The sequence below is a fragment of the Streptomyces sp. MJM8645 genome, assembly GCF_001625365.1.
Classification (GTDB): domain Bacteria; phylum Actinomycetota; class Actinomycetes; order Streptomycetales; family Streptomycetaceae; genus Kitasatospora.
This window is the reverse complement of the sequence record NZ_LJJF01000001.1, coordinates 584,775-611,662: the sequence shown is the minus strand read 5'-3', so window position 1 is coordinate 611,662 and position 26,888 is coordinate 584,775. Positions and strand designations below refer to the sequence as shown.

Here is a 26,888-nt window from a genome sequence, read left to right as displayed (position 1 = left end):
CCGGTGATGAAGAGTCTTGTCGTGGCGCACCGGTCGCCAGTAGTGGCTGATGACATGAGTCGGGCGGGCCGTGTCATGGTTCGCCTATGACAACTGTCATCTTTTGGTTGGTTCGGTCGCAGACAGCGAGCCGAGGCTGACTCTAGGGTGGCCGGACATGATCACCTCACCTATGGGGTCCGGTACGGTCGATCCGGGGCGGCTGGGCCGTCTCACCCACTGGACGTTGCTCGCTCTGGGGCCCCTATGGCTGTTGCTGGCCGCGAACGACCTCGTCTTCAACCTCGGCCCCGGACACCAGGCACTGGTCGCTCCGGTGCTCGTCGCCGTCGCGGTCCAGCACACTCGGCTCATCCGCCGGGCGGTGCCGGGTGGCCTCGCCGGCCAGGTCCCCCGCCATGGCTCCGCCACCGCCGAGGGGCGGTGGAGCCTCCTGCTGCTGGCCGCAGCGATCGCGACGTGGGGCGACATGGCGGTCCGTCCGTACACCGCACTCGACTGGGCCATGCTGCCGGGGGCCATGGCAGCGGCGATGGCCCTGACCCTGCCCGCCCGGGCGCGCCGCCGGCTGCTCACGACAGTCGCGCTGGGCTGTGCGGTGCTGGGTGAGGCAGTGGCGCAGTGGCGCCAGGACAACCCCTACCTGCCCGGGGTGCCGGCGGCGACCGGTGCGGGGATGGTGCTGTTCATCGCCGGGGTGGAGTTGATGGTGGCCCGGCTGTGGCGGGCGGTCCTGGAGGCCGAACACGTCCGCGAGACCACGGCCACCCTGGCCGTGGCGGAGGAGAGGCTGCGGTTCGCCGCAGATCTGCACGATCTCCAGGGCCACCGGCTCCAGGCCATCACGCTCAAGGGCGAGTTGGCCGAGCGATTGATCGGCCGCAGTGACCACGAGGCGCGCGCGCACGTCCGGGAGATCACCGAACTGGCTCGCTCCGCACTCGAGGAGTCCCGGGCCGTGGTCCACGGCTACCGGCGCGCCAGCCTGAGTAGCGAACTGGCCAACGCCGCGGGAATCCTGGAAGCCGCCGGAATCCGCACCGCGATCGACGGAGACGCCGCACGCATCCCTCACCAGCTCCAGCCGGCCTTCGCCGCCTTGGTCCGCGAAGGCATCACCAACATCCTCCGCCACAGCCGTGCCCGCCACTGCCAGATCACCATCACCGCTGCCGCGGGTCAGGCCCGCGTCCTGCTGCGCAACGACGGTGCCCCGTCGCACCCTGCGGACCCCGGTAGCGGCCTGGCCGGACTGCAGGAACGCTTCCACGCCATCGGCGGTTACATTCGCATCGCCACCCACCCCGGCGGCCACTTCGAACTGGTCGGCCACACCCACCGGGAGACCCCGCGTGATTCGCATCCTGCTCGCCGATGACGAAGACCTCACCCGCGGCGCCCTCGCCGCACTCCTCGACCTCGAACCGGACCTGACCGTCACCGCCCAGGCTCCTGACGGCCTCACGGCAGTCCAGGCCGCCGCCCGTCACCCGATCGACATCGCCCTGTTGGACCTGGAGATGCCCCACCTCGACGGCATCTGCGCCGCCCAGGAGATCCGCCGCCACCGCCCCATCCCCACTGTCCTCGTCACGCGTCACGCCCGGCCCGGCGTCCTGCGTCGCGCTCTGGCCGCAGGCATCCAGGGCTTTGTCCCCAAAACCACTCCCGCCACCCAACTGGCCGACATCCTGCGCGACATCCACACCGGCGGCCGCTACATCGACCACCAGCTCGCCACCCACGCCCTCACCGAAACCCCCTGTCCTCTAACCCCCCGCGAACTCGATGTCCTGCGTGCCGTCCACCACGGCCACGCCGTCAGCGCCCTCGCCGAACAGCACCATCTCGCTCCCGGCACCGTCCGCAACTACCTCTCCGGTGCCATCACCAAACTCGCTGTCCGCACCCGCCACGAAGCGGCTCGCCGTGCCTGGGAAGAAGGGTGGATCTGATCCTGAACGAGGTGTACTCGCGTCCCGCCCCACTGGCGACGGGTTGGTGGCGTACGGGAGCTGGTGAATAGGGTGGGTACGGCCGATGACCGAGCGCACCACTGGAGACCTCATGAGTTCGACCGCTGTTCCCGACACCCTGCTCCCGGTCGGGGTCATCGGCCTCGGTGACATCGCCCAGAAGGCGTACCTGCCCGTCCTCGGAGCGATGCCGGGCCTCGACCTGCGGTTGATGACCCGGGACCGGGCCAAGCTCGATCGCCTCGGCGACGTCCACCGGATCGCGCCCGAGCACCGCTTCACCGATCTCGGGGAGTTGATCGGGAGCGGGATCCGGGCGGCGTTCGTGCACGCCGCGACCAGTCAGCACGTCCCGATCGTGGAGCAGCTGCTGACGGCCGGTGTCGACGTCTACGTGGACAAGCCGCTCGACTACACCGTGGACGGCGCCCGCCGGCTCGTCGACCTCGCCGACCGGACGGGCCGCTCGCTGATGGTCGGCTTCAACCGCCGGTACGCGCCCGGCTACGCCCAGGCCAAGGAGCGCCCCCGCGACCTGATCGTCCTGCAGAAGAACCGCGAGGGCCTCGCCGAGGCGGCCCGCTCCCTGGTGTTCGACGACTTCATCCACGTCGTCGACACCCTGCGCTTCCTGGCCCCCGGCGAGATCGAGCACGTCGACGTCCGCTCGCGGGTGCGCGACGGGCTGGTCGAGCACGTCGTGCTGACCCTCGGTGGGGACGGCTTCACGGCACTCGGCATCATGAACCGGCTCTCCGGCTCGACGGAGGAGATCCTGGAGGTCTCCGGCGCCGACTCCAAGCGGGCGGTGCACAACCTCGCCGAGGTGATCGACCACCGCGGCCAGCCCACCGTCCGCCGGCGCGGTGACTGGGTGTCCGTCGCCCGTCAGCGCGGCATCGAGCAGTGCGTCCAGTCCTTCCTGGACGCCGTCCGGGCCGGCAAGACCGTGGACGCGCACGACGCCCTGCGCACCCACGAGCTGTGCGAGCTGATCGTGGAGCGGATCGAGGCGGGCTGAGGGGGCGTCGAGGCGGCCTGAAGGAGCGGGGGTAGGGGCGAGGGCGGGAGCAGGGCCGGGGCGGACGTCGGAGTGGAACCAGAAGTTCACTGACGGGGTCTTGTCGCGTCATTTTCTACGCGCGTATCTTGGGGTCGCTGCGGGGGGCGGGTGACCGGCTTCCGCTTTATCTACGCGGGTAGCGCGTGCCATGGGCACGCCGCCTGACCATGCGTCACGGCCCGGCGGCCGCAGATCCGCCGGGTGGACGACGCCCTGTGCCCCGCTCCACCCTCGACCGCCGTGCCACGACCGTGCCGCACGACGGAGCTAGGAGTCATGCCCCGGTGACCACCGCCCCCGCTCCCCGCCCCCGCCGGGCCCTGCTGCGCGCCGCGATCCTCCCGGCCGGACTGGCCGCCTCGCTGGTGCTCGTCCCGCTGCCGGCCGCGAACGCCGCGCCCGCCGCCACGAACGCCGCCGCGAACGCCACGAACGCCGCGCCCACTGCCGCCCCCGCCGGGCCGACCGAGGCCGGACCGCTGCGCATCCACGACATCCAGGGCACCACCCGGATCTCCCCGCAGGCCGGGAAGCCCGTCACCGGCGTGCCCGGCGTCGTCACCGGCGTGCGCGCCTACGGCAGCGCCAAGGGCTTCTGGATGCAGGACCCGAACCCCGACGCCGACCCGGCCACCAGCGAGGGCGTCTTCGTCTACACCGGCGGCAACCCGACCGTGAAGGCCGGCGACTCGGTCCTGGTCAGCGGCAAGGTCACCGAGTACTACCCGGCCTTCGCGGGCGGCTCGCAGTCCGTCACCGAGCTCACCGGCCCCGCCGTCACCGTGCTGTCCTCCGGCAACCCGCTGCCGGCCCCGGTGGTCGTGGACACCCGCAACATCCCCGGCACCTACGCCCCGCCGGCGCCCGCGGGCGGCAGCATCGACGCGCTGCCGCTCAACCCGGAGAAGTACGCCCTGGACTTCTACGAGTCGCTGGAGGGCATGCTCGTCCAGGTCAAGGACGTCCGGGTAATACAGGCGACGGACAAGTACAACGAGCTGTGGGTCGCCGCCGACCGGCAGGACCAGCGCAGCAAGCGCGGCGGCGTGCTGTACGAGTCGTACGCGGAGCCCAACGTGGGCCGCCTGATGGTGCAGCAGCAGGCGGCGGTCACCCCGCAGCAGCCGTTCCCGGTGGCCAACGTGGGCGACGTGCTGACCGGCACCACCACCGGCCCGCTGGACTACAACCAGTTCGGCGGCTACACCCTCGTCGCCGGCACCCTGGGCACGCTCCAGGACAACCACCTCCAGCGCGAGGTCACCGCCAAGGCGGCCGACCGCGAACTCGCCATCGCCACCTACAACGTGGAGAACCTCGCCCCCGGCAACCCGGACGCCAAGTTCGCCGAGCTGGCCCAGGGCATCGTCACCAACCTGCGCTCGCCCGACATCGTCGCCCTGGAGGAGATCCAGGACAACAACGGCGCCAAGAACGACGGCACGGTCGACGCGAGCCAGACCGTCGCCAAGTTCATCGCCGCGATCAAGGCGGCCGGCGGCCCGGCGTACGACTGGCGCTCGATCGACCCGCAGGACGGCAAGGACGGCGGCGAGCCGGGCGGCAACATCCGGCAGGTGTTCCTGTTCAACCCGCAGCGGGTCTCCTTCACCGACATCCCCGGCGGCGCCGCCACCAGCGCCGTGGACGTCGCCGGCAGCGGCGCCACCACCGCGCTGACCGCCTCGCCCGGCCGGATCGCCCCGGCCGACGACGCGTGGACCAACAGCCGCAAGCCGCTGGTCGGGCAGTTCTCCTTCCGCGGCAAGAAGGTCTTCGTCATCGCCAACCACTTCAACAGCAAGGGCGGCGACCAGGGCATCGACAGCCGCTTCCAGGCCCCCACCCGCAGCTCCGAGGTGCAGCGGGTCAAGCAGGCCACCATCGAGCAGGCCTTCGTCGCCAAGCTGCTGGCCGCCGACAAGGAGGCGCGCGTCGTCTCGCTCGGCGACTTCAACGACTACCAGTTCTCGCCCGCGCTGGCCGCGCTCACCAAGGACGGCGTGCTGCGCGACCTGGTGAACGAACTGCCGGAGACCGAGCAGTACTCGTACGTCTACCAGGGCAACTCGCAGGTGCTGGACCACATCCTGGTCAGCCCCGAGGTCGGCTACGCCAAGTACGACGTGGTGCACATCAACGCCGAGTTCGCCCAGCAGGCCAGCGACCACGACCCGCAGGTGGTCCGGATCAAGCCCTGACCGTTCCGCATCAGGTCCTGACCGGTCCGCATCGGACCCTGACCTGCAGCTATGCTGCCTTCGCCGGAGGTGACCACCGCCGGCGGAGGCAGCTGCGGCAGTGGGGGTCGGAGAGCATGCGGTACCGGATCGAGCGGATGGGCGCCGAGGACTGGCAGCGCCTGCGGAAGGTGCGGCTGGCCCAACTCCTCGACTTCCCGATAGCGTTCGGCGAGACCCACGAGGCCGCGCAGGCCCTGGGCGAGGCCGACTGGCGGGCCCGGGCGGCCCGGGTGAACGAGCCGGGCAGCGTCGGCCTGGCGGCCGTCGACCCGGACGGCGAATGGGTCGGCACGATGCTGTCCGTCCCCGACCGGGACCAGGCCGCGACCGCCGTCCTGATCGGCGTCTGGGTGGCCCCGCAACACCGCGGCCGCGAACGCGGCGTGACGGACGCCCTGTTGGACGCCGCCACCGACTGGGCCCGCACCGAGGGCGGCGCCAAGCGGATGCTGCTCGGCGTGCACGAGGCGAACGCCCGCGCCGCCGCCTTCTACCTGCGCCGGGGCTTCACCTACACCGGCGGAGAGACCCCGTACGGGCTCGACCCGCAGGCCCGCATCCTGGAGATGGCCCTCCCACTGGACTGAGGCGCCCTGAGGTCGGCCGAACGCCCGTTCCCGTGCCGCAGGTTGGGCGGAAAAGCACGGGCCCCGAGCGCGCCCGCGCCCTAGGATCGACGGTCATGGTTGATCTCTATCCTCCGACGAGTCCCTACGGCCACGGTTTCCTCGACACCGGAGACGGCAACCGGGTCTACTACGAGCAGCTCGGCAACCCCGAGGGCAAGCCCGTCCTGTACGTCCACGGCGGCCCCGGGGCGGGGACGCCGGACCGGCCCACCCGGGCGTGGGACCCGGACTGCTACCGCGTGATCCGCTACGACCAGCGCAACTGCGGCCGCAGCACCCCGCACGCCAGCGACCCGGCGGCGGACATGGGCCTGAACACCACGCAGCACCTGATCGACGACATGGAGCGGCTGCGCGAACACCTCGGCATCGAGCGGTGGTTGCTGAACGGCGCCTCCTGGGGTTCGACCCTCCTGCTGGCCTACGCGCAGCAGCACCCCGAGCGGGTCAGCGAGATCATCATCCAGGCGGTGACGACGACCCGCCGGGCCGAGACCGACTGGCTCTACCGGGGCGCCGGGTCCTTCTACCCCGAGGCGTGGGACCGGTTCCGCGAGGGCGTGCCCGAGGACGAGCGGGACGGCGACCTGCTCGCCGCCTACGCGCGGCTGATGGAGAACCCCGACCGGGCGGTCCGGGAGAAGGCCGCCGCAGACTGGCTCGCCTGGGAGGACGCGGTCATCTCGAACGAGCCCAACGGCTCGCCCGGCATGTACAGCGCCCGGGAGGTCGACGAGCAGATCGCGTTCGTCCGGATCTGCGCCCACTTCTTCAGCAACGGCGCATGGCTGGAGGAGGACCAACTGCTGCGCAACGCCCACAAACTGGCCGGGATCCCGGCGGTGCTGGTGCACGGCCGGCACGACATGGGCGGCCCGGTGCAGACGGCGTGGGAGCTGGCGAAGGCGTGGCCGGGCGCGAGGCTGCACATCTCCGAGGACTCGGGGCACATCGGCAGCGAGGAGATGAAGGAGACCGTCCGGGAGGCCATCGAGGAGTTCAAGCACCGCTGATCCCCGAGGTGCCCGGCAGGGCGACGCCCGTCGGGGGCGTCGCCCTGCCTATCTGTAGGCGGGGTCTGGCGGTCGCACCTTCTGCGGTGCCGTGTTGCCGGGTGCGGCTAGTGTGCCGGTCATGTCTGATGATCTGCGGGGCATCCGCCCGCGTGCCGAATCCGCCGTGGCCGTTGGGCGGTTGGCCGATCCGGGGTTCCTGGTGAACGCGGACCCGGGATCGGTACTGGCGTTGCTGGACGCGGCGTCGGGCCCGGCGGCGCGATTGGCCGCGTCGGTGTACCGGGCCTCGACAGACCTGCATCGTGACGTCACTGCGGGGGTGCGCCGACAGCTGCTGGCGCTGGACGCGGCCCGTTACGGGGACCGGGAGCTGTCGGCACGGATCACCGCGGCACCGGTGGAGAACGAACCCGCAGCACCGTGGGGCGTCGAGTGGGCCACCGGCGGCCAGCTCGACCGGTCCCGGCGTCGTATTCCGACCGTCCACACTACCGATGCGTTGCTGGCGGTCGCGACGGCCGTGGTCGACGGCCGCCCCGTGGCGGTCACCGGCAGTTCTTTGGCGGTCACCGGTAGTTCCTTGGCGGTCGCCAACAGTTCCGAGCGGACCGTGCGGGTATGGGACCTGACCACCGGCCAGCAGATCGGCAAACCCCTCACCGGCCACACCGGCGAGGTGTGCGCGGTGGCGACGGCGGTGCTCGACGGCCGCCCCGTGGCGCTCACCGGCAGTGCTGACCGGACCGTGCGGGTGTGGGACCTGACCACGCGCGAGCAGATCGGCCAACCCCTCACCGGCCACACAGCCGGGGTGTTGGCTGTGGCGACGGCGGTGCTCGACGGCCGTCCCGTCGCGGTCACCGGCAGCGGCGACGTGCGGGTGTGGGACCTGACCACGCGCGAGCAGATCGGCGAGCCGCTCACCGGCCACACCTCTGCTGTGTACTCGGTGGCGACGGCGGTGCTCGACGGCCGTCCCGTCGCGGTCACCGGCAGCCACGACGGGACCGCGCGAGTGTGGGACCTGACCACCCGCGAGCAGATCGGCGAGCCGCTCACCGGCCACGAGGAGGCGGTACGAGCGGTGGCGACGGGGGTGCTCGACGGCCGTCCCGTGGCGGTCACCGGTGGCCACGACGAGACCGTGCGGGTGTGGGACCTGGCCACCGGCCGGCAGCTCGGCCGACCTCTCACCGGTCACGACGGATGGGTGTTGTCGGTGGTCACGACCACGATCGAAGGCCGCCCCTGCATCGTCAGCGGAGGCGAGGACTGGACGCTCCAGGTGTGGGATCTGGCCACGGGCAAGCCGCTCGGCGAGCCGGTGCGCGGCCATACCGACAAGGTACGGGCGATGACGACGGCGGTGCTGGACGGCCGTCCCCACGTGATCGCCGGCAGTCAGGACGGGATGGTGCGGGTGTGGGACCTGACCTCGGGCGGCCAGGTGGGTGAGCCGCTCACCGGCCACACCGGCGAGGTGGGCACGGTGGCGACGGCGGTGGTCGAGGGCCGCACCGTCGCGGTCACCGGCAGTTCTGACCAGACCGTGCGGGTCTGGGATCTGACCACTGGTCGCCATATCGGCCGTCACCTCACCGACCGGGACGGCTGGGTGTGGGCGGTGGCGACGGCGGTGGTCGACGGCCGCCCCGTGGCGGTCACCGGCAGCCACGATGAAACCCTGCGGGTATGGGACCTGACCACGCGCGAGCAGATCAGCGAGCCGCCCACCGGCCACGAGGAGGGGGTGAACGCGGTGGCGACGGGGGTGGTCGACGGCCGCCCTGTAGCGATCACCGGCGGCTTCGATGACGTACGGGTCTGGGACCTGCCTTCGGGTCAGCAGGTCGGTGAGCCCCTGACGGGCCACACCGGCGAGGTGAACGCGGTGGCGACGGCGGTGGTCGACGGCCGCCCTGTAGCGATCACCGGCGGCGACGACGGCACGGTACTGGTCTGGGACCTGACCACGCGCGAGCAGATCGGCGAGCCCCTGACCGGCCACACCGACTGCGTGCTGGCGGTGGCGACGACGGTGGTCGACGGCCGCCCCGTGGCGGTCACCGGCGGCGACGACTGTACGGTGCGGGTCTGGGACCTGACCACCGTCCAGCGGATCGGCCAACCCTTCGCCGGCCACACCGGTGAGGTGAACGCGGTGGCGACGGCGGTGGTCGAGGGCCGCCCCGTGGCGGTCACCGGCGGCGACGACTGTACGGTGCGGGTCTGGGACCTGACCACCGGCGACCAGGTCGGGCCGGAGTTGGTGTTCCCACTGCGGGTCTGGGCGGTGGCCGTGGTACCGGATGGCCGGTTGGTGGTGGGCTTCGGCTGGGAGGTCGCGGTGTTGGCCCGCCGTTGACCAGGCCCCGCACAAGCGGCCCGCAGTACGAGCCACTTGGGAGACGGTCCCCCGAGGGCGTGGGGATCCTCAGGGACTGGTGTCCAGGGGCGACGGTGGGGACGTGTCTGCCAGCGGTGGGTGGTCCAGGCTTCGTCGGATGAGGCCGGTGCTGTCCGCTCTACCAGCGGCACCCAGCCGCACCCGGTGACGCTGGAGGTCGACCTCGGCGACCTTCACCGTGATCAGTTCGCCTTCATCGACGAGCTGATCCGGGGTCTCGACGCGCTCGTCAGCCAGTTCTGAGAGGTGCAGGAACCCCACAACGTCGGGAGCAAGCTGCACGAACACACCAAAAGGAACGATCTTGGTGATCGGCCCGGTGAGAACCCGACCGACTTGATCCGCAAACCGAATGAGCGGATCTTCCTGCAGAGCCTTCAACGAGAGCGTGACCTGTCCGGAGCGCGTCTCGGCGATGATTACCTCGGCGGTGATCCGTTGGCCGGCTTCGACTGCTTCGGAGGGGTGGTTGATCCAGGCCCACGTCAGGTCCGGCACCCGGACGAAGCCCGTGCAGAGGCCGTCCGGTTCGCCATCGACGTGGACGAAGACCCCGAAGTTGTGAACCTCGGAGACTGTCCCAGCGACGACCTGCCCTCGTTCGAACGCGAGGAGGAAGGACCGAAGGGCCGGAATCTCGCACGCCCTGGCGGAGAGGTGAAGCTGACCTTCGCGCCAGCGCCCGATCTCTTCGGCATTGATCTCTTGGCCGACCTCAAACAGCTCGGATGGATGCTCTATCTGACGCATCGACGCCTCCTGTCGAGGAATCCGACCGATCTCGGCCTTCCCTCCTTCGGCATCCACAAGCTCCACCAGGATGTCCGCTCCGTCGAACCCGGTGACCTTCACCGTTCTCACGGCCCCCGGCCGGAGCTGGTTGATCAAGGACTGCATGCGAGGGTCAGGGGCTGGTTCGGACACGGAGGCGAGCCTAGTCGGCGCCGGCTGCACTGGTTGCCCGGCCGGACGCGGCTGCCGGGGACAGGGCCTACTCGTGCCGCAGCAACCGGGCCCACCCGCGCAGACGCGGCATCGAAGCCGTCATCCCGGAGAAGGTGGACCAGGCCGGAACCGAAAGAGGAAGGGCTCCAGGGGCGCGCCACTCATTGATCATGACTCGATGCCCACCCCGGTACGGGCCTACAGCCAGCGGTCGTACCAGGCGCGGATGCGCCGGAGGGCGTCGAGTTGATGGGCGCGCTCGTGCAGCCCGTGGCCCTCCCGGGGGTAGACGACGAACTCGTGCTCGACGCCGAAGTGGCGCAGTGCGCGATGGAAGTGGACGGCCTGGCCGAGTGGCACGTTGGTGTCCTGCTCGCCGTGCAGGATCAGGACCGGGGTGCGGATCCGGGACACGTGGGAGATCGGGCTGTTCCGGTCGTGGAGGTGCGGTCCCGGCCCGTTCCAGCCGGTGCTGCCGCCGAGCGCCGCGTCCATGACTCCCCACTCGCCGGTCCCGGCCTGCATGCCCCAGTCGGTGATGCCGGCGCCCATCATGGCGGCCTTGAAGCGCTCGGTCTGGCCGATGGCCCAGGCCGCCATGAAACCGCCGTGGCTCCAGCCGGAGATGCCCAGGCGCTCGGGATCGGCGACTCCCTCGGCGATCAGCAGGTCGATCCCGGCGAGGATGTCGGTCCACTCATCGCCGCCCACCGCGCCCGCCACCACGGCGGCGAATTCATGGCCGTGGCCCGACCCGCCCCGGGGATTGGGCAGGAAGACCGCGTATCCGGCGGTCGCCAGCCACTGCCCGCAGTCGACCGCGGTGAGCGCGAACTCGTCGGCATGGCGGAAGTAAGGGCCGCCGTGGACCATGGTGACGAGCGGGAACGGGCCCTGGCCTCGAGTCCGGCCGGGCGGCAGGATCAGCAGGCCGTCCAACTGGAGTCCGTCGGACGCCTGGTAGCTGAGCCGTTCCTGGACACCCCAGCGGATCCCGCGCAGTTCGGGACTGGTGTCGCTGAGCCGGAGCAGTGGCCCGCCCGTGGGTCCCGCGTGGACGTTCCTGGGCTCGCGCGCGGTGCTCAGCAGCACGGCGAGGGTCTCTCCGGAGCGACTCGCAGCGAGCCCGGCGAGCGTGCAGGGCGTGCCGAACGTCCCGGGCGCGCAGGACAGTCGGTGGAACCGCAGCGACTGCGGATCGAGCCGGTACAGCGCGGTGTCCAGCCCGTCGGCGAACAGCGCCAGCGGCGGCCCGTCGGCGACCTGCACCAGCTCGGTGGGGCAGGCGGGCATGCCGACCGTGAGATTGCGTTGTTCGACGGTCGGGCCGGTCACCGGCGGGACGGTGTCGATCACGGCGAGCGCGCCGACCAAGTGCCCGGGGGTCACCGCCAGGTGGGCCAGATGCCATTCACCTTCGTGATTCCACCAGACCGGGGACCGGGCCTCGAATCCGACCGGGCCCAGGTCCTGGACGGCGCCCGTCTCCGGGGCGACCAGGTGCAGTCTTGCCGTCGTGACGCCGGGGTCGAGTTCGGGGGTGGCCCAGCTCAGCACGGCCAGCGGGCCGCCGTCCGGACGCTGGGTCACTTCCACGACATGGCGGTCTCCGAGGCCGTCCACGGTGCGGACCGCGCCGGTCGCCAGGTCGAGCAGGCGCAGCCGGGTGGCGGGGAGGTGCCGGCCCCAGACCTTCGCGTCGTCACCCTCGGCCTCCCGGCGTTCATCCTCCGCGGTGGGCTCGTCCTCGGCGAGCAGCGCGACGGTGTGGCCGTCGGCGAGCGGGTAGTGGTCGCCGATGCCTCCGCGCCAGCTGGTCAGGGGCTCTGCCTCGGCGATGTCCCCGCTGCCGTCCAGAAGGATCCGCTGGAGTTGAGCGGTGCCCCGCTCCTCGCGGTCGGAGGTGAAGAACAGGAAAGCCGAGTCCGGCGCCCACTTCGGGGCGGCGGCGCGGGCCGTGCCGTCGGTCAGCCTGCGCGGGGCCGCGCTGCCATCGGCGGCGGCGACCCAGACCGAGCTGTGCGGCCGTCCGTCCCTGCCACTGTTCGCGACCACGCCGTAGGCGACCAGGCGGCCGTCCGGCGAGATGGCCGGCGTCACGGGGGTGGCCATGTCCACCACCAGTTCGGCGGTGAGCAGGTCGGTCGATTCGGGAGTCGGTCGCGGTGCAGGCTGCGGCATGCGGACTGCCTTTCACTCGCCAGTACGACGGACGGACATCCTGTCGCACCGACGGGCCGGTGTCAGTCGGGTTTCGGAGAATCAGGTCGTTGTGACTGGAAGCCGTAGTCAACGGGCGGGTCAGTGATCTGCACAGGTGATTCCGCGAGGTGCCGCCGAATCAGTGAGCCTGGACACGGTAGTTGGCACCGGTGAGGAAGCGTGAGCCAGTGGTTCCCGGACGACGGGACATGCTTGTTGGAACCAAGTGGTCACGTTTCTTGCAACCAACCGCGAGTTGTCGGTGCCTCCAGGGATCGCTACCGATCGATGTCGACGTGAACCCCGCGCAGTTGCAGCCGGGCCTTGAGGAACTCCATCTCCGACAAGGTCCCCACCAGGCCATCGTGGCTCAGCTCCCTAACCAGCTCACGAGCCCGTGACAACGAGGCCGCTGAGACCTCCCGAAGGACCTTCAAAGCCGGGACGAGACTGGGAACCGGACCGACCAGCCGCAGCCTGACGGGTCCGTGCGCCGCGAGTAGAGCCTCCCGGACATCATCGGGCGCTGGTCCCGGACCAGCGTGTTCACACAAGTAGGTGCCGCAGGACCCGCAAGAGAACTCCGAGTCCCACCACAACTCATCGTGAAGGATGAGCTGGTTCACCTGTCGCACCGCTGTGCTGCCGCACTCGCAACGCGATGCGATGTTCGCTGTCTGACCAGTCACCCGGGCTCCCTGACGTTCCACTCCTGCGGCAGATCCTCGCCGCAGAAGACGCAGACGAAGTCCTCCTCCCGCACGATGTTGAGCTCCCGGCAGGAGCGGCATCGGCGGAAGACCACCTCTTGCGTGAACCCGGACGGGCGATGGATCCCGATCCGGTCCAGGGCCTCGGCCACGGCTGGCCATGAGCTGGCGTCCGGGCAGTAGCCGGTCGACTGGTTGCTGACCTCCTCGACCATCCACCGCCCGGACTTCTCATGGAAGCTCATCTCGCCAGCGCTCAGCACTTCTCCGCCGCCAGCACACACCAGGTGCTCGCTGCGCCGCGCAGCCAGTCGCAGCACCCCGCCGCTGTCGACGACGAACGTGAACGGCTCGGCCAACTCATCCAGGGTCAGCGCAGAGACCCACTCGCCGAAGTCCGCCGACGAACGGATGCTCCGACCCGCACTGCCCGCGCGGACGAGCGCCTTCAGCTCCGCCGGACCCACATACCGATACCTCTGCCCCCGCGTCTCCACGAACACCAACCTAGTGGCTCGCGCAGCCAGGGCCTGGGGGATTAGGGGCTCTGGTGAGGACCACGAGCGTTGATAGGAACGGGACTGCGGCTGTGGCGTGACGCGTTAGTTGGGACCGGCCAGTTGCGGTGACCTGGCCTTCTTCCCCGTGTGTGACGAGCTAGTTGGAACCACTTTGCCAGAACTCTTCGCACCAGGCGGTCACTTGTCATCCCTGTTGGCACCACGCAGCCCTACGAAGGCTCTTCCTCCGGCAAGGAGACCTCCTCGCCAAGAAGGTCGACACTGAGGCGCTACTTGATCAAGTGGAAATCAGGATGCGGTAGCCATGCCTCCAGAAATCCACGTCGCCGCCGGCCTTGGTTTCCACCGGGTCGCAAAAGGTCTCCAACCACGGGATCACATCGGTCAGGATGTCCGCGAACCCGTATGGTTCGAAGAGCCACAATCCAACTGCCGGTCCCGACATGCCGCCCCCGGAGCCTCGTGGCTCAAGTGCCACCGGACCAGGTTCTACCAGGACCCGGCGGCGGGCGTCTGATCATTTTGGGCTAGCCCCGGCCGGACCAGACCGCCAGCCCCCCGCCCGGCCTCGCGATGATCCGCCAGCCTCCAGGTCCGAGTACTTCCCATGCCTCAAAGTCCGGGTGTGTGCGGCTGTTGAGGTGGCAGCCGTTGTCGAAGACCAGCCGCATCGAGCCTGCCTTGAAGGCCACCGCAGACAGGACCTTCGCTCCGAACAGCCCCAGTGCGGCTACCACATCCTGTCGCCCCGGGTCGAGGACGACAGGCTCACGGGTTCCGTTGGCACCCTGGGTGAGCTCGAAGGGGCATCCCAGAACTACGCGGGCATCCGAGTCAAGCAGGAGAGTCAGCTGGTAGTCGATGCTGATCCTGGTGACGGCCTGGCCGCGAAGGTTCATGATCCAACGGTCATCGTGCTCGGTCAACAATGATTCACTCACCACCGGAAGATGTACTACGGAGCACCGATAGCGCCAGCCGAAAAGACCCGTGGCTGTGACCAGGTGCCGCATCCCGGCTCGCTTCGGGGAGAGGGCCAGCAGGTGCGGTGACAGACGTCGCGACCAGGTGACATCTATCTGGACCAGTCACAGTCACTCAGTGTGGCGGGAGTCTGGAGCCGCCACCTATCGGTTCCAACCGCCACCTATCGGTTCCAGTCACACCGGGGTGTGGTTCAACGCGAACGGCGGAGCCATCCTGAAACAAGCAGGCGTGATTGCTTTTTTCTGCGCCCGGTGCCACGCTGCTGCCCGGCGGCGCTCGTGTGGGAGCGTCGCCAACCCGTCTGCAGGGGAGGCGCTTTGGCGCGCGAACGCTCGGTACTGCGGGTCGGCAACGCCTCGGGGTTCTACGGGGACCGCTTCGCGGCGGTGCGGGAGATGCTCACCGGCGGGCCGCTGGACGTGCTCACCGGGGACTACCTGGCGGAGCTGACCATGCTCATCCTGGCCCGGGACCGCCTGAAGGACCCGTCCCTCGGCTACGCCCGGACGTTCCTGCGGCAGATGGAGGAGTGCCTCGGCCTGGCGCAGGAGCGCGGGGTGAGGATCGTGGTGAACGCGGGCGGGCTGAACCCGGCCCGGCTCGCCGCCGAACTGCGGAACCTGGCGCAGCGCCAGGGTCTTGCGGTGGCCGTCGCCCACGTCGAGGGGGACGACCTGCTGGCGCGCCGGAGCGAACTCGGCTTTCCCGAAGGGCTGTTGGCCGCGAATGCCTACCTCGGCGGCTTCGGGGTGGCGGCCTGTCTGGCCGCGGGCGCCGAGGTGGTGGTCACCGGGCGGGTCACGGATGCGGCGCTGGTCGCCGGGCCCGCGATCGCCCACTTCGGCTGGACGGCGGCGGACCTCGACGCCCTCGCCGGGGCGGTGGTCGCCGGGCACGTGCTGGAGTGCGGCGCCCAGGCGACGGGCGGGAACTACGCGTTCTTCCGCGAGCACGACGTGACCCGCCCGGGCTTCCCGATCGCCGAACTGCACGCCGACGGCTCCAGCGTGATCACCAAGCACCCGGGCACCGGCGGCGCCGTCACCGCGGGCACCGTCACCGCCCAACTCCTGTACGAGACGGGCGGCGCGCGCTACCTGGGCCCGGATGTCACCGCCCGGCTGGACACCGTGCGGCTCGCCGAGGAGGGGCCGGACCGGGTTCGGATCGACGGGGTGCGCGGCGAGGCGCCGCCGCCCACGCTGAAGGTGGGCCTGAACCGGCTCGGCGGCCACCGCAACGAGGTGGTGTTCGTCCTCACCGGCCTCGACATCGAGGCCAAGGTCGACCTGGTGCGGCGGCAGTTCCTGGACGCCCTGCCGCCCGCCGCCCGGCCCGCCGAACTGCGCTGGACGCTCGCCCGGACCGACCACCCGGACGCCGGCACCGAGGAGGCCGCCTCCGCCCTGCTCCGGCTCACCGCCCGCGACCCGGACCAGGCCAAGGTCGGGCGCGAACTGGGCAAGGCCGCCGTGGAGTTGGGGTTGGCCGGCTACCCGGGCTTCCACCTCACCGCGCCGCCCGGCCCCGGAGCGCCGTACGGGGTGTTCGCCGCCGCGTACGTCGACGCCAAGGCCGTCGAGCACACCGCCGTACTGCCGGACGGCCGCCGGCTCGCCGTCCCGCCGGCCCCGGTGACGAGCCGGCCGGCCGAGACCTCCGAAGAGCCGACGCTCCCCGACGCACTCCCCGACGCACTCCCTGACGGACTCCCCGACGCACCCCCCGCCGGCCCGACCCGCCGCGCCCCGCTCGGCCTGGTGGCCGGCACCCGCAGCGGCGACAAGGGCGGCGACGCCAACCTCGGCGTCTGGGCCCGCTCCGAGGCGGGCTGGCGCTGGCTCGCCCACACCCTCACCGTCGACAAGCTGCGCGAACTCCTGCCCGAGACCGCCGACTTGCCCGTCACCCGGCACCTGCTCCCGAACCTGCGCGCGGTCAACTTCACCCTCACCGGCCTGCTCGGCGAGGGCGTCGCCGCCCAGCACCGCTTCGACCCGCAGGCCAAGGCGCTCGGGGAGTGGCTGCGCTCCCGCGACCTCGATATCCCGGAGGCCCTGCTGTGACCGTGCTGCCCACCCGCGTCGACCCGGCCGGGCCCGAGTACGCCGAGTACCGCGCCGCGATGCTCGCCAAGCTGGCCGGGCTGGACGCCGAGCACGCCAAGGCGCTGGCCGGCGGCGGCCCCAAGTACGTGGACCGCCACCGCGCCCGCGGCAAGCTGCTGCCGCGTGAGCGGATCGAGCTGCTGGTCGACCCGGACTCGCCGTTCCTGGAGCTGTCGCCGCTGGCCGCCTGGGGCAGCGACTACCCGGTGGGCGCGGCGCTGGTCACCGGCATCGGCGTGATCGAGGGCGTGGAGTGCCTGATCACCGCCAACGACCCGACCGTGCGCGGCGGCGCCAGCAACCCGTGGACGCTGCGCAAGGCCTTGCGCGCCAACGAGATCGCGTTCGACAACCGCCTCCCGGTGGTGAACCTGGTCGAGTCCGGCGGCGCCGACCTGCCCAGCCAGAAGGAGATCTTCATCCCCGGCGGCGCGCTGTTCCGCGACCTCACCCGGCTCTCCGCGGCCGGAATCCCCACCGTGGCCGTGGTGTTCGGCAATTCGACGGCCGGCGGCGCCTACGTGCCCGGCATGTCGGACCACACCGTGCTGGTCAGGGAGCGCGCCAAGGTGTTCCTCGGCGGCCCGCCGCTGGTCAGGATGGCCACCGGGGAGGAGGCCGACGACGAGTCGCTCGGCGGCGCCGAGATGCACGCCCGCACCTCCGGTCTGGCCGACCACTTCGCGGCGGACGAGGCGGACGCGCTGCGGCTGGCCCGCCGGATCGTCGCCCGGCTGGACCACCGCAAGCCGGGCCCGCCGCCGGACCGGCTGGCCGAGCCGCCGAAGTACGACGAGGAGGAGCTGCTGGGCATCGTCCCGGGCGACCTCAAGGTGCCCTTCGACCCGCGCGAGGTGATCGCCCGGGTCGTCGACGGCTCCGACTTCGACGAGTTCAAGCCGCTCTACGGCACCAGCCTGGCCACCGGCTGGGCCCGGCTGCACGGCTACCCGGTCGGCGTGCTGGCCAACGCGCAGGGCGTGCTGTTCAGCGCGGAGTCCCAGAAGGCCGCCCAGTTCATCCAGTTGGCGAACCAGCGGGACATCCCGCTGCTGTTCCTGCACAACACCACCGGCTACATGGTCGGCCGGGCGTACGAGCAGGGCGGCATCATCAAGCACGGCGCGATGATGATCAACGCCGTCGCCAACTCCCGGGTGCCGCACCTGTCGGTGCTGATCGGCGCGTCCTACGGCGCCGGCCACTACGGCATGTGCGGGCGGGCGTTCGAGCCGCGCTTCCTGTTCGCCTGGCCGAGCGCCAAGTCCGCGGTGATGGGCCCGCAGCAGCTCGCCGGGGTGCTGTCGATCGTCGCCCGGCAGTCGGCCGCCGCGAAGGGGCAGCCGTACGACGAGGACGCGGACGCGGCGATCCGCGCCATGGTCGAGCAGCAGATCGAGGCCGAGTCGCTGCCGGTCTTCCTGTCCGGGCGGCTGTACGACGACGGCGTGATCGACCCGCGCGACACCCGTACGGTGCTCGGCCTGTGCCTGTCCGCGATCCACAACGCGCCGGTCGAGGGCGCGCGCGGCTACGGCGTCTTCCGGATGTGAGGCCGAGCTGCGACACCGAGCTGCGAGACCGAGTTGTGAGACGGAGCTGCGAGAGCGAGCTGTTCGACGGAGCTGTGAGGCCGAGTTGTGAGGGGCACCCGAGACATGATCACCAACCTGCTGGTCGCCAACCGTGGCGAGATCGCCCGCCGGGTCTTCCGCACCTGCCGGGCCCTGGGCGTCGCGACCACCGCCGTCCACTCCGACCCGGACGCCGGGGCCGCGCACGTCCGTGAGGCCGACGCGGCCGTGCGGCTGCCCGGCGCCGCGCCCGCCGACACCTACCTGCGCGCCGACCTGATCGTCCGCGCCGCGCTGGCGGCGGGCGCGGACGCCGTCCACCCCGGGTACGGATTCCTGTCGGAGAGCGCCGAGTTCGCGCAGGCCGTGCTGGATGCCGGGCTGGTCTGGGTCGGCCCGCCGCCGGCCGCGATCGCCGCGATGGGCTCCAAGACGGCGGCCAAGCGGCTGATGGCCGCGGCCGGGGTGCCCGTGCTGGACGCCCTGACCGACCCCACCGAGGCCGACCTGCCGCTCCTCGTCAAGGCGGCGGCGGGCGGCGGCGGACGCGGCATGCGGGTGGTGCGCACGCTCGCGGAGCTCCCCGGCGCACTGGCCGCCGCCCGCGCCGAGGCGGCGAAGGCCTTCGGCTCGGACGAGGTGTTCTGCGAGCGCTACCTGCCCGCCGGGCGGCACGTCGAGGTCCAGCTGCTGGCCGACGCGCACGGCACGGTCTGGGCGGTCGGCGACCGCGACTGCTCGCTCCAGCGGCGGCACCAGAAGGTGATCGAGGAGGCCCCGGCCCCCGGCCTGCCCGAGGCGGTGCGCGCCGGGCTGCACGCGGCGGCCGTCAGCGCCGCCCGGGCGATCGGCTACACCGGCGCCGGTACGGCCGAGTTCATGCTCGGCGAGGACGGCCGATTCCACTTCCTGGAGATGAACACCCGCCTCCAGGTCGAGCACCCGGTCACCGAGGCGGTCACCGGACTGGACCTGGTGGCGCTCCAACTCGCCGTCGCCGAGGGGGAGCGGCTGCCCGGGCCGGTCCCGCCGCCCGCCACCGGCTGCGCGATCGAGGCCCGGCTGTACGCGGAGGACCCGGCGAAGGACTGGCAGCCCGCCACCGGCACCCTGCACCGCCTCGAACTCACCGTGCCGTACCAGGAGTTCGGCGGGCAGGGCGTCCGGCTGGACTCCGGCGTGGCGGCCGGCGACGAGATCACCCCGCACTACGACGCGATGCTCGCCAAGGTGATCGCCTGGGCGCCGACCCGCGCCGCCGCCGCCCGCCGGCTGGCCGACGCGCTCGCCCGCGCCAGGGTCCACGGGCCCGCCACCAACCGGGAGTTGCTGGTCCGGGCGCTGCGGCACCCGGCCTTCCTGGCCGAACGCCTGCACACCGGCTTCCTGGCCGAGCACGCGGCGGAGCTCACCGCCCCGGACGGCAAGGAGACCGCGCGCGCCGCCCTGGCCGCCGCCCTCGCCGACGCCGCCGCCCGGCGAACCGGCCCGCACGGCGCACTGCCGTCGGGCTGGCGCAACCTGCCCTCGCAGCCGCAGTCCAAGCGCTACCGCGCCGACGACGGCTCCGAGTTGGAGGTCCGCTACCGCCTCACCCGGGACGGCCTGCGGGCCGACGACCACCCGCAGACGGAGCTCCTGGACGCCTCGCCCGAGCAGGTCACGCTGCGCGAGGGCGCCGTCCGGCGCGGCCACCGCGTCGCGCGCTACGGCGACCGGGTGTACGTCGACACCCCGAACGGGGGCATCGCGCTCACCGCCCTGCCGCGCTTCCCCGACCCCGCCGCCCGGACGGACCCGGGCGCGCTGCTCGCCCCGATGCCCGGCACCGTCGTGCGCACCACCGCCGCCGTCGGCGACACCGTCACGGCCGGTCAGCCGCTGCTCGTCCTGGAGGCGATGAAGATGGAGCATCGCGTCACCGCCCCGGCCGACGGCGTCCTGGTCGAACTCCGGGCCGTCCCCGGCCGTCAGGTCGAGCTCGGCACCCTGCTCGCCGTCGTGCAGCCCGCCCCAGGGCCCGAGGCCGGGCCTGCCGCCGAGCCCGCTGCAACAGCCGCCGTCCAGCCCGCCGCAGAAGCCTGAGGAAGGACCCCGCATGTCCACCATCGGCAGTCAGCTCATCGAGACCCCCGAACGCCGGGCCCTGCGCCAGGCCGTCGGCGACCTCGGCCGCCGCTACGGCTCCGCCTACTACATGGCCAAGGCACGGGCCGGCGAGCCCGCCGACGAGCTGTGGGCGGACGCCGGCAAGGCCGGCTACCTCGGCGTGAACCTGCCCGCCGAGTACGGCGGAGGGGGCGGCGGCGTCACCGATCTCGCCATCGTGCTGGAGGAGTTGGGCACGGCCGGCTGCCCCCTGCTGCTGCTCATCGTCTCCCCGGCGATCTGCGGCACCGTGATCGCCCGCTTCGGCACCGAGGAGCAGAAGCAGCGCTGGCTGCCCGGACTCGCCGACGGCAGCCGCAAGATGGCCTTCGGCATCACCGAGCCGGACGCCGGCTCCAACGCGCACCGGATCTCCACCGTCGCCCGCCGGGACGGCGGGGACTGGCTGCTGACCGGCCGCAAGGTGTTCGTCTCCGGCATCGACCACTGCGACGCCGTGCTGTTCGTCGCCCGCACCGAAGACGCCCGCACCGGCAGGCTCAAGCCCTGCCTGTTCATCGTCCCGCGCGACGCCGCCGGCTTCGAGTACCGGGCGATACCGATGGAACTCGTCGCCCCCGAGAAGCAGTTCCAGGTCTTCCTGGACGACGTCCGGTTGCCCGCCGACGCCCTGGTCGGCGACGAGGACGCCGGCCTGCTGCAACTGTTCGCCGGCCTCAACCCCGAGCGCGTGCTGACCGCCGCGTTCTCCCTCGGCCTGGCCCGCCAGGCCCTCGGCAAGGCCGTCGAGTACGCGAAGACCCGCACCGTCTGGTCCACCCCGATCGGCGCCCACCAGGGCCTGGCCCACCCGCTGGCCCAGTGCGCGGTGGAGATCGAGCTGGCCCGGCTGATGACCCAGAAGGCCGGGCTGCTCTACGACGCGGGGGAGGACGTGGCCGCCGGGGAGGCCGCCAACATGGCCAAGTACGCGGCCGGCGAGGCCGCCGCCCGTACCGTCGACCAGGCGGTGCAGACGCTGGGCGGCAACGGCCTCACCCAGGAGTACGGGCTGGGCGCGCTGCTGGCCGCCACCCGGGTCGGCCGGGTCGCCCCGGTCAGCCGCGAGATGGTGCTCAACTACGTGGCCCAGCACACCCTCGGCCTCCCGAAGTCCTATTAGTCCGCAGCGCCGGACGCACCGGACGCACCGCACCCACCGGACGCATCCACCGGACGCACCCGCCGGGCGTGCCCCCGGTGGGTCACCAGAGGGACATCTCGGCGAACTTTGCAGTGGCGGACGTCATGGTCCGTATGCTCCTGTTCGTACCCTCGGTCGACCTTTCGCCGCGCCAGTCGATGCGTCAACTACCTTCCTGGAGGCTTACTTTGGTGTTCCGCAGCGAATTCCCGGACGTGCCGACGGTGGACCTGCCGATCCATGACGCGGTACTCGGCGGCGCGGCGGCGTACGGCGACGGGCCGGCCCTGATCGACGGCGTCACCGGGGAGCGCGTCAGCTACGCGCGGCTCGCCGCCGGCGTCGAGCGGGTGGCCGCCGGGCTGGCCGCGGCCGGGGTGCGCCAGGGCGACGTGGTGGCCCTGTTCAGCCCCAACACGCTCGGCTACCCGACGGCCTTCTACGGCGCCACCCGGGCCGGCGCCACCGTGACCACGGTGTCCTCGATGGCCACGCCCGCCGACCTGGCCGGGCAGCTCGGCGACAGCGGCGCCCGCTGGCTGGTGACCGTCTCCCCACTCCTGCCGACCGCCCGCAAGGCCGCCGCCCTGCTCGCCGAGCAGGGCGGCCCACTGGCCGAGATCCTCGTCCTGGACGGCGCCGAGGGCCACCGCTCGCTCGCCGACCTGCTGGCCACCACCGGCCCCGCCCCCGGGATCGCCATCGACCCAGGCCGGGACGTCGCCGTGCTGCCCTACTCCAGCGGCACCACCGGACTGCCCAAGGGGGTGATGCTCACCCACCGCTCGATCGCCACCAACCTCGCCCAGTGCGACGCCCTCTACCGGCCCGCCGTGGGCGAACGGGTGCTCGCCGTGCTGCCCTTCTTCCACATCTACGGCCTGACGGCGCTGCTCAACCAGCCGCTGCGCTGCGGCGCCACCGTGGTGGTGCTGCCCCGCTTCGACCTGGAGCAGTTCTGCCGCACCATCGAGGAGCAGCGGGTGCAGGCGCTGGTGGTGGCCCCGCCGATCGCGCTCGCCCTGGCCAGGCACCCGGTCGTGGAGCGCTTCGACCTCTCCTCCGTCGAGTACCTGCTGTGCGCGGCCGCCCCGCTGGATCCGGAGCTCGCCGCCGCCTGCGCCCGCCGCCTGGGCCTGCCGCACCTGCTCCAGGGCTACGGCATGACCGAGCTGTCCCCGGTCACCCACGTGGTCTCCCCGCTGGAGCGCGACCCCTCGCCCGGCTCGGTGGGGCGGCTGATCCCGTCCACCGAGCTGCGGGTCGCCGCCCTGGACGGCGCCGGCGAGGACCTCGGGCCCGGCGAGCCGGGCGAGCTGCTGATCCGGGGCCCGCAGGTGATGAAGGGGTACTTCGGCCGCCCCTCCGACACCGCCGCGGTGGTCGACGCCGAGGGCTGGCTGCACACCGGCGACGTCGGCTTCGTCGACGACCGGGGGTACCTGTACATCGTCGACCGGGTGAAGGAGCTGATCAAGTACAAGGGCTACCAGGTGGCCCCGGCCGAGCTGGAGGCCGTGCTGCTCGGCCACCCGCAGATCGTCGACGCCGCCGTGATCGGCGTCCCGGACGCCGACGGCACCGAGTGCCCTAAGGCCTTCGTGGTCCGTGCGCCGGGCAGCGGCCTGAGCGCGGAGGAGGTCACCGGCTTCGTGGCCGGGCTGGTGGCCCCGTACAAGAAGGTCCGCGCGGTGGAGTTCGTCGAGGCCGTCCCCAAGTCCGCGGCCGGCAAGATCCTCCGCCGCGAGCTGCGCGCCCGCGAGGCCTCGCGCCGCGCGTCGGCCGCCGCCGCGCCCGCCGGAGCCGCCCCCGAGGCCTCCCGCTGAGCGGCCGGGCCCCCGGCGGCCGAAGACCGGCGCCCGTCTGTGAGGATCGACCCGCCGAGCACGGCGGGCCCGCCGGGAGCGACGGGCCCGTCGGGCACGACCGGCCCGCCGAGCCCCCACCGGAACAGGAACCGCCGCCAGCCATGACCAGCCACTCCGCCGCCCGCGCCCCCCAGCAGGACCGCAGCCGCGCCACCCGGGCCCGGCTGCTCGCGGCGGCCGTGGACTGCCTGGCCGAGCTCGGCTGGCACGGCTCCACCGTCACCGTGGTCGCCGAGCGCGCCGGAGTGTCCCGGGGCGCAGCCCAGCACCACTTCCCGACCCGCGAGGACCTGTTCACCGCGGCCGTCGAGCACGTCACCGCCGAGCGGCTGGCCGCCGTCCGCGCCCACACGGGCGAGCTGCCGGCCGCCGGCCCCGACCGCACCCGGGCCGTCGTCGACATGATCGTGCGCCTCTACACCGGCCCGCTGTTCCGCGCCGCCCTGCACCTGTGGACGGCCGCCGCCACCGAGGAGCCGCTGCGCGAGCGGATCATCGCCCTGGAGGGGCACGTCGGCCGGGAGGCCCACCGGGCCGCCGTCGAGTTCCTGGACGCCGACGAGACCCGCCCCGGTGTGCGCGAGTCCGTGCAGGCCACCCTCGACCTCGCCCGCGGGCTGGGCCTGGCCAACCTGCTCACCGACGACAGCGTCCGACGATCCGGGGTGATCCGGCAGTGGACCGGCGTTCTGGAGAGTACGCTGCGGCCGGTACGCCCATGACTCCCGTACTACCGGAACGGCCGGACGACCCCTGACCAAGGGGTCGCCGGGCGGCCGATGTCCGTGCAGTCTGGAGAAGAATCCCGGCCGGCACGGACCGTGAGGCCCCCGGCCGGGCACGAGCCGAACCGGGGTGCTGCCTGATCATGCACGGAAACGAGTGGGACGTGACCTCCGCCGCCGGCCCCGCACCGGGCGCCACCCCCGTACGCCCCGAAGGCCACCGACTCGTCCCGCTCGCGACGGCCCTGCTCCAGGGCGACGGCCTGATCCTGCACTGGAGCGAGGACGCCGAGGCGCTGCTCGGCTACTCCGCCGAGGAGGCCGTCGGCAGCTACGCCGCCCAGCTGCTCACCGACGGCACCGACCGCCCCGAGGTGCTGTCCCTGTTCGCCCACATCATGGGCGGCTCCGCCGGCTGGTCCGGCGTCTTCCCGGTCCGCCACCGCGACGGCCACAAGGTCGACCTGGAGTTCCGCACCTACCCGATCGCCGGCCCGGCCGGCACCCTGCTGCTGCTCGCCACCGCCTCCGACATCCGCGCCCTCCAGGCGGTCGAGGCCGACCTCGCCGTCCTGGACGGCGTCTTCGACCGCTCGCCGATCGGCATGGCCGTCTACGACACCGAGCTGCGCTACGTCCGGCTCAACGAGGCGCTCGCCCGGATGAACGGCGTCCCCATCGCCGCCCACCTCGGCCGCCGGATACCCGCGGTGCTGCCCGGTATCAACAGCGTCGAGATCGAGCAGACCATGCGGCAGGTGCTCAGGAGCGGCAAGCCCGTGGTGGACGCCCGCTCCCACGGCCGGGTGCCCGGGGACCCGAAGCGCGACCGCGCCTGGTCCGCCTCCTACTTTCGGCTGGAGGACTCCACCGGCCGGGTCTTCGGCGTCTGTTCCTCGATCATCGACGTCACCGAGCGCTTCCAGGCCGAGGCCCGCGCCGCCCGCGCCCAGGAGCGGCTCGCCACCATCGCCGAGGCGACGGCCCGGATCGGCACCACCCTCGACCTCCAGCGCACCGCCGAGGAGCTGATCGAGGCCGTCGTCCCCCGGTTCGCCGACTTCGCCACCGTCGACCTGCTGGAACCGGTGCTGCGCGGCGCCGAACCCACCCCCATCCCCTCCGACCGGACGGTCACCCTGCGTGCCGTCGCGGTCGGCGAGTCGTACGAGTCGGGCCTCGCGCACGCCGTGGACACCGTCGGCGAGACCTCCGAGTACGCCCCCGACCGCAGCTACACCCAGTGCCTGCGCAGCGGCCGCCCCCTGCTGCGCGCCCACGTGGACGCCGAGGTGCTGCGCGGCCTGGTCTCCAGCGAGGACCGGGTCGAGCCCGGCATCGCGGCAGGCATCCACTCGTACCTGATGGTGCCGCTCACCGCCCGGGGCATGGTGCTCGGCGGCTCCGAGTTCATCCGGATGCGCAACTCCGAGCCGTTCAGCGACGCCGACGTGGCGCTCGCCGAGGAACTGGTCGCCCGCACCGCGCTGGCCATCGACAACGCCCGGCTCTACCGGCGCGAGCGGGAGACGGCGCTCACCCTCCAGCGCAGCCTGCTGCCGCAGGAGATCCACCGCACCCTGGGCCTGGAGATCGCCTACCGCTACCTGCCCAGCAGCGTGGTCAGTGAGGTCGGCGGCGACTGGTTCGACGTCGTGCCGCTGTCCTGCGGCCGGGTCGCCCTGGTGGTCGGCGACGTGATGGGCCACGGCATCCGGGCCGCCGCCACCATGGGCCAGCTGCGCACCGTCGCCCGGACGCTCGCCACCCTCGACATGCCGCCCGAGCAGGTCCTCACACGCCTGGACGAGACCGCCTCGGGCATCGGCGAGGGCCAGTTCGCCACCTGCATCTGCGCCGTCTACGACCCGCTGGAGCGCACCGTCCAGATCGCCTCGGCCGGCCACCTGCCGCCGATCTGGGTCGCCCCCGACGGCACCGCCCGCCGGGTCGAGGTGCCACCCGGCGTGCCGCTGGGCGTCGGCGGGGTGGCCTTCGAGTCGATCGAGTTCACCCTGCCCGAGGGCGGCATGGTCACCCTCTACACCGACGGCCTGGTCGAGCGGCGCGGCCAGGACCTCGACGACGGCATCGACCTGCTGGCCGACACCCTCGCCGGGCCCGGCCGGACCCTGGAGGAGAACTGCGACGCCGTCCTCGGCGCACTGGTCACCGACGGCACCGAGGACGACATCGCGATGATCATGGCGCGGGTCCTGCCGCTGCCCGCCGACCGGATCGCCACCCTCCCGCTCACCGGCGGCGGCCGGCTGCCCGGCAAGGCCCGCCGCTTCACCCGCGCCACCCTGGACTCCTGGGGCCTGACCGCCCTCTCCGACTACGCCGAACTGCTGGTCAGCGAACTGGTCACGAACGCCCTGCTGCACGCCGGGGCCCCGCGGCGGCTGCGGCTGTTCCGCGACCGGGTGCTCACCCTGGAGGTCTCCGACGCCGGCGGGTCGGCGCCGCAGCTGCGCCCCTTCGCCGAACAGGACGAGGGCGGGCGCGGCATGTTCCTGGTCAGCGAGCTGGCCCAGCGCTGGGGCAGCCGGCTGACCAGGGACGGCAAGGTGGTCTGGGCGGAGCTGGAACTGCCCTTCGGGGCGGTGTAGTTCCCCGCGG

At 72.2% G+C, this 26,888-nt stretch carries 19 protein-coding genes and 1 pseudogene; 15 read left to right on the top strand and 5 right to left on the bottom strand.

Translation table 11 applies throughout. The features are described from left to right. Positions 1–157 precede the first annotated feature (157 nt). The 7 genes from A6F73_RS02475 (at position 158) to A6F73_RS02445 (ending at position 9,292) form a co-directional block, all read left to right on the top strand. Entirely contained in the window at positions 158–1,378 is a 1,221-nt protein-coding gene (locus A6F73_RS02475) for a histidine kinase (protein ID WP_063346224.1), read from the top strand. Further along, positions 1,353–1,955, top strand: coding sequence for a response regulator transcription factor (locus tag A6F73_RS02470; RefSeq protein WP_063346223.1), 603 nt, complete (start codon positions 1,353–1,355; stop codon positions 1,953–1,955). Before A6F73_RS02475 ends, A6F73_RS02470 begins: the two co-directional genes overlap by 26 nt. Positions 1,956–2,067: 112 nt before the next feature. Next, on the top strand, positions 2,068–2,997 hold the full coding sequence (locus tag A6F73_RS02465) for a Gfo/Idh/MocA family oxidoreductase (protein WP_063346222.1): 930 nt from the start codon (positions 2,068–2,070) through the stop codon (positions 2,995–2,997). Between the two features lie 326 nt (positions 2,998–3,323). Then, a complete protein-coding gene (locus A6F73_RS02460; protein WP_244293261.1) occupies positions 3,324–5,240 on the top strand; it encodes an endonuclease/exonuclease/phosphatase family protein in 1,917 nt (638 codons plus the stop codon). Positions 5,241–5,356: 116 nt separating this feature from the next. Then, the gene (locus tag A6F73_RS02455; RefSeq protein WP_063346221.1) at positions 5,357–5,869 is read left to right on the top strand and encodes a GNAT family N-acetyltransferase; all 513 of its coding nucleotides are present in this window, start codon (positions 5,357–5,359) and stop codon (positions 5,867–5,869) included. 95 nt (positions 5,870–5,964) lie between these two features. Beyond that, positions 5,965–6,924, top strand: a complete 960-nt coding sequence (pip, locus tag A6F73_RS02450) for a prolyl aminopeptidase (RefSeq protein ID WP_063346220.1) — start codon at positions 5,965–5,967, stop codon at positions 6,922–6,924. A gap of 121 nt (positions 6,925–7,045) precedes the next feature. Further along, a complete protein-coding gene (locus A6F73_RS02445) occupies positions 7,046–9,292 on the top strand; it encodes a WD40 repeat domain-containing protein (protein ID WP_159398324.1) in 2,247 nt (748 codons plus the stop codon). 69 nt (positions 9,293–9,361) lie between these two features. Here A6F73_RS02445 and A6F73_RS02440 read toward each other — a convergent pair whose 3' ends face one another. After that, complete coding sequence (locus A6F73_RS02440) at positions 9,362–10,231, bottom strand: S1 RNA-binding domain-containing protein (protein ID WP_244293573.1); 870 nt, start codon at positions 10,229–10,231, stop codon at positions 9,362–9,364. Positions 10,232–10,296: 65 nt separating this feature from the next. Between A6F73_RS02440 and A6F73_RS42780 the strand changes: the two are divergent. After that, positions 10,297–10,457: pseudogene (locus tag A6F73_RS42780) on the top strand (IS5/IS1182 family transposase); the annotation flags it as partial. Positions 10,458–10,477: 20 nt separating this feature from the next. On the opposite strand, the gene A6F73_RS02435 reads toward A6F73_RS42780, so the two are convergent. The 4 genes from A6F73_RS02435 to A6F73_RS02420 form a co-directional block, all read right to left on the bottom strand. Next, positions 10,478–12,460 (bottom strand): S9 family peptidase, encoded by a 1,983-nt coding sequence (locus A6F73_RS02435; protein WP_063346218.1) that lies wholly within the window; start codon positions 12,458–12,460, stop codon positions 10,478–10,480. A gap of 706 nt (positions 12,461–13,166) precedes the next feature. Further along, positions 13,167–13,658, bottom strand: a complete 492-nt coding sequence (locus tag A6F73_RS02425) for a hypothetical protein (protein WP_244293260.1) — start codon at positions 13,656–13,658, stop codon at positions 13,167–13,169. 331 nt (positions 13,659–13,989) lie between these two features. Beyond that, the gene (locus A6F73_RS41240) at positions 13,990–14,190 is read right to left on the bottom strand and encodes a DUF6368 family protein (RefSeq protein WP_159398323.1); all 201 of its coding nucleotides are present in this window, start codon (positions 14,188–14,190) and stop codon (positions 13,990–13,992) included. Between the two features lie 49 nt (positions 14,191–14,239). After that, positions 14,240–14,638 carry a DUF6188 family protein gene (locus tag A6F73_RS02420; protein WP_159398322.1) on the bottom strand — a complete coding sequence of 133 codons (399 nt, stop codon included), beginning with the start codon at positions 14,636–14,638 and terminating at the stop codon, positions 14,240–14,242. Positions 14,639–15,016: 378 nt separating this feature from the next. On the opposite strand from A6F73_RS02420, the gene A6F73_RS02415 reads away from it, so the two are divergent. The 7 genes from A6F73_RS02415 to A6F73_RS02385 all read left to right on the top strand — a co-directional run bounded on the left by A6F73_RS02415 (position 15,017) and on the right by A6F73_RS02385 (position 26,878). Beyond that, positions 15,017–16,765 (top strand): acyclic terpene utilization AtuA family protein, encoded by a 1,749-nt coding sequence (locus A6F73_RS02415; protein WP_063346215.1) that lies wholly within the window; start codon positions 15,017–15,019, stop codon positions 16,763–16,765. After that, on the top strand, positions 16,762–18,360 hold the full coding sequence (locus A6F73_RS02410; RefSeq protein WP_063346214.1) for a carboxyl transferase domain-containing protein: 1,599 nt from the start codon (positions 16,762–16,764) through the stop codon (positions 18,358–18,360). Before A6F73_RS02415 ends, A6F73_RS02410 begins: the two co-directional genes overlap by 4 nt. 105 nt (positions 18,361–18,465) lie before the next feature. Further along, the gene (locus A6F73_RS02405) at positions 18,466–20,466 is read left to right on the top strand and encodes a biotin carboxylase N-terminal domain-containing protein (RefSeq protein ID WP_063346213.1); all 2,001 of its coding nucleotides are present in this window, start codon (positions 18,466–18,468) and stop codon (positions 20,464–20,466) included. A gap of 13 nt (positions 20,467–20,479) precedes the next feature. Further along, positions 20,480–21,652, top strand: a complete 1,173-nt coding sequence (locus A6F73_RS02400) for an acyl-CoA dehydrogenase family protein (protein ID WP_063346212.1) — start codon at positions 20,480–20,482, stop codon at positions 21,650–21,652. A gap of 209 nt (positions 21,653–21,861) precedes the next feature. After that, positions 21,862–23,499 (top strand): AMP-binding protein, encoded by a 1,638-nt coding sequence (locus A6F73_RS02395; RefSeq protein ID WP_063346211.1) that lies wholly within the window; start codon positions 21,862–21,864, stop codon positions 23,497–23,499. Positions 23,500–23,642: 143 nt separating this feature from the next. After that, on the top strand, positions 23,643–24,263 hold the full coding sequence (locus A6F73_RS02390) for a TetR/AcrR family transcriptional regulator (protein WP_063346210.1): 621 nt from the start codon (positions 23,643–23,645) through the stop codon (positions 24,261–24,263). A gap of 146 nt (positions 24,264–24,409) precedes the next feature. After that, positions 24,410–26,878 (top strand): SpoIIE family protein phosphatase, encoded by a 2,469-nt coding sequence (locus A6F73_RS02385; RefSeq protein WP_063346209.1) that lies wholly within the window; start codon positions 24,410–24,412, stop codon positions 26,876–26,878. Positions 26,879–26,888 lie beyond the last annotated feature (10 nt).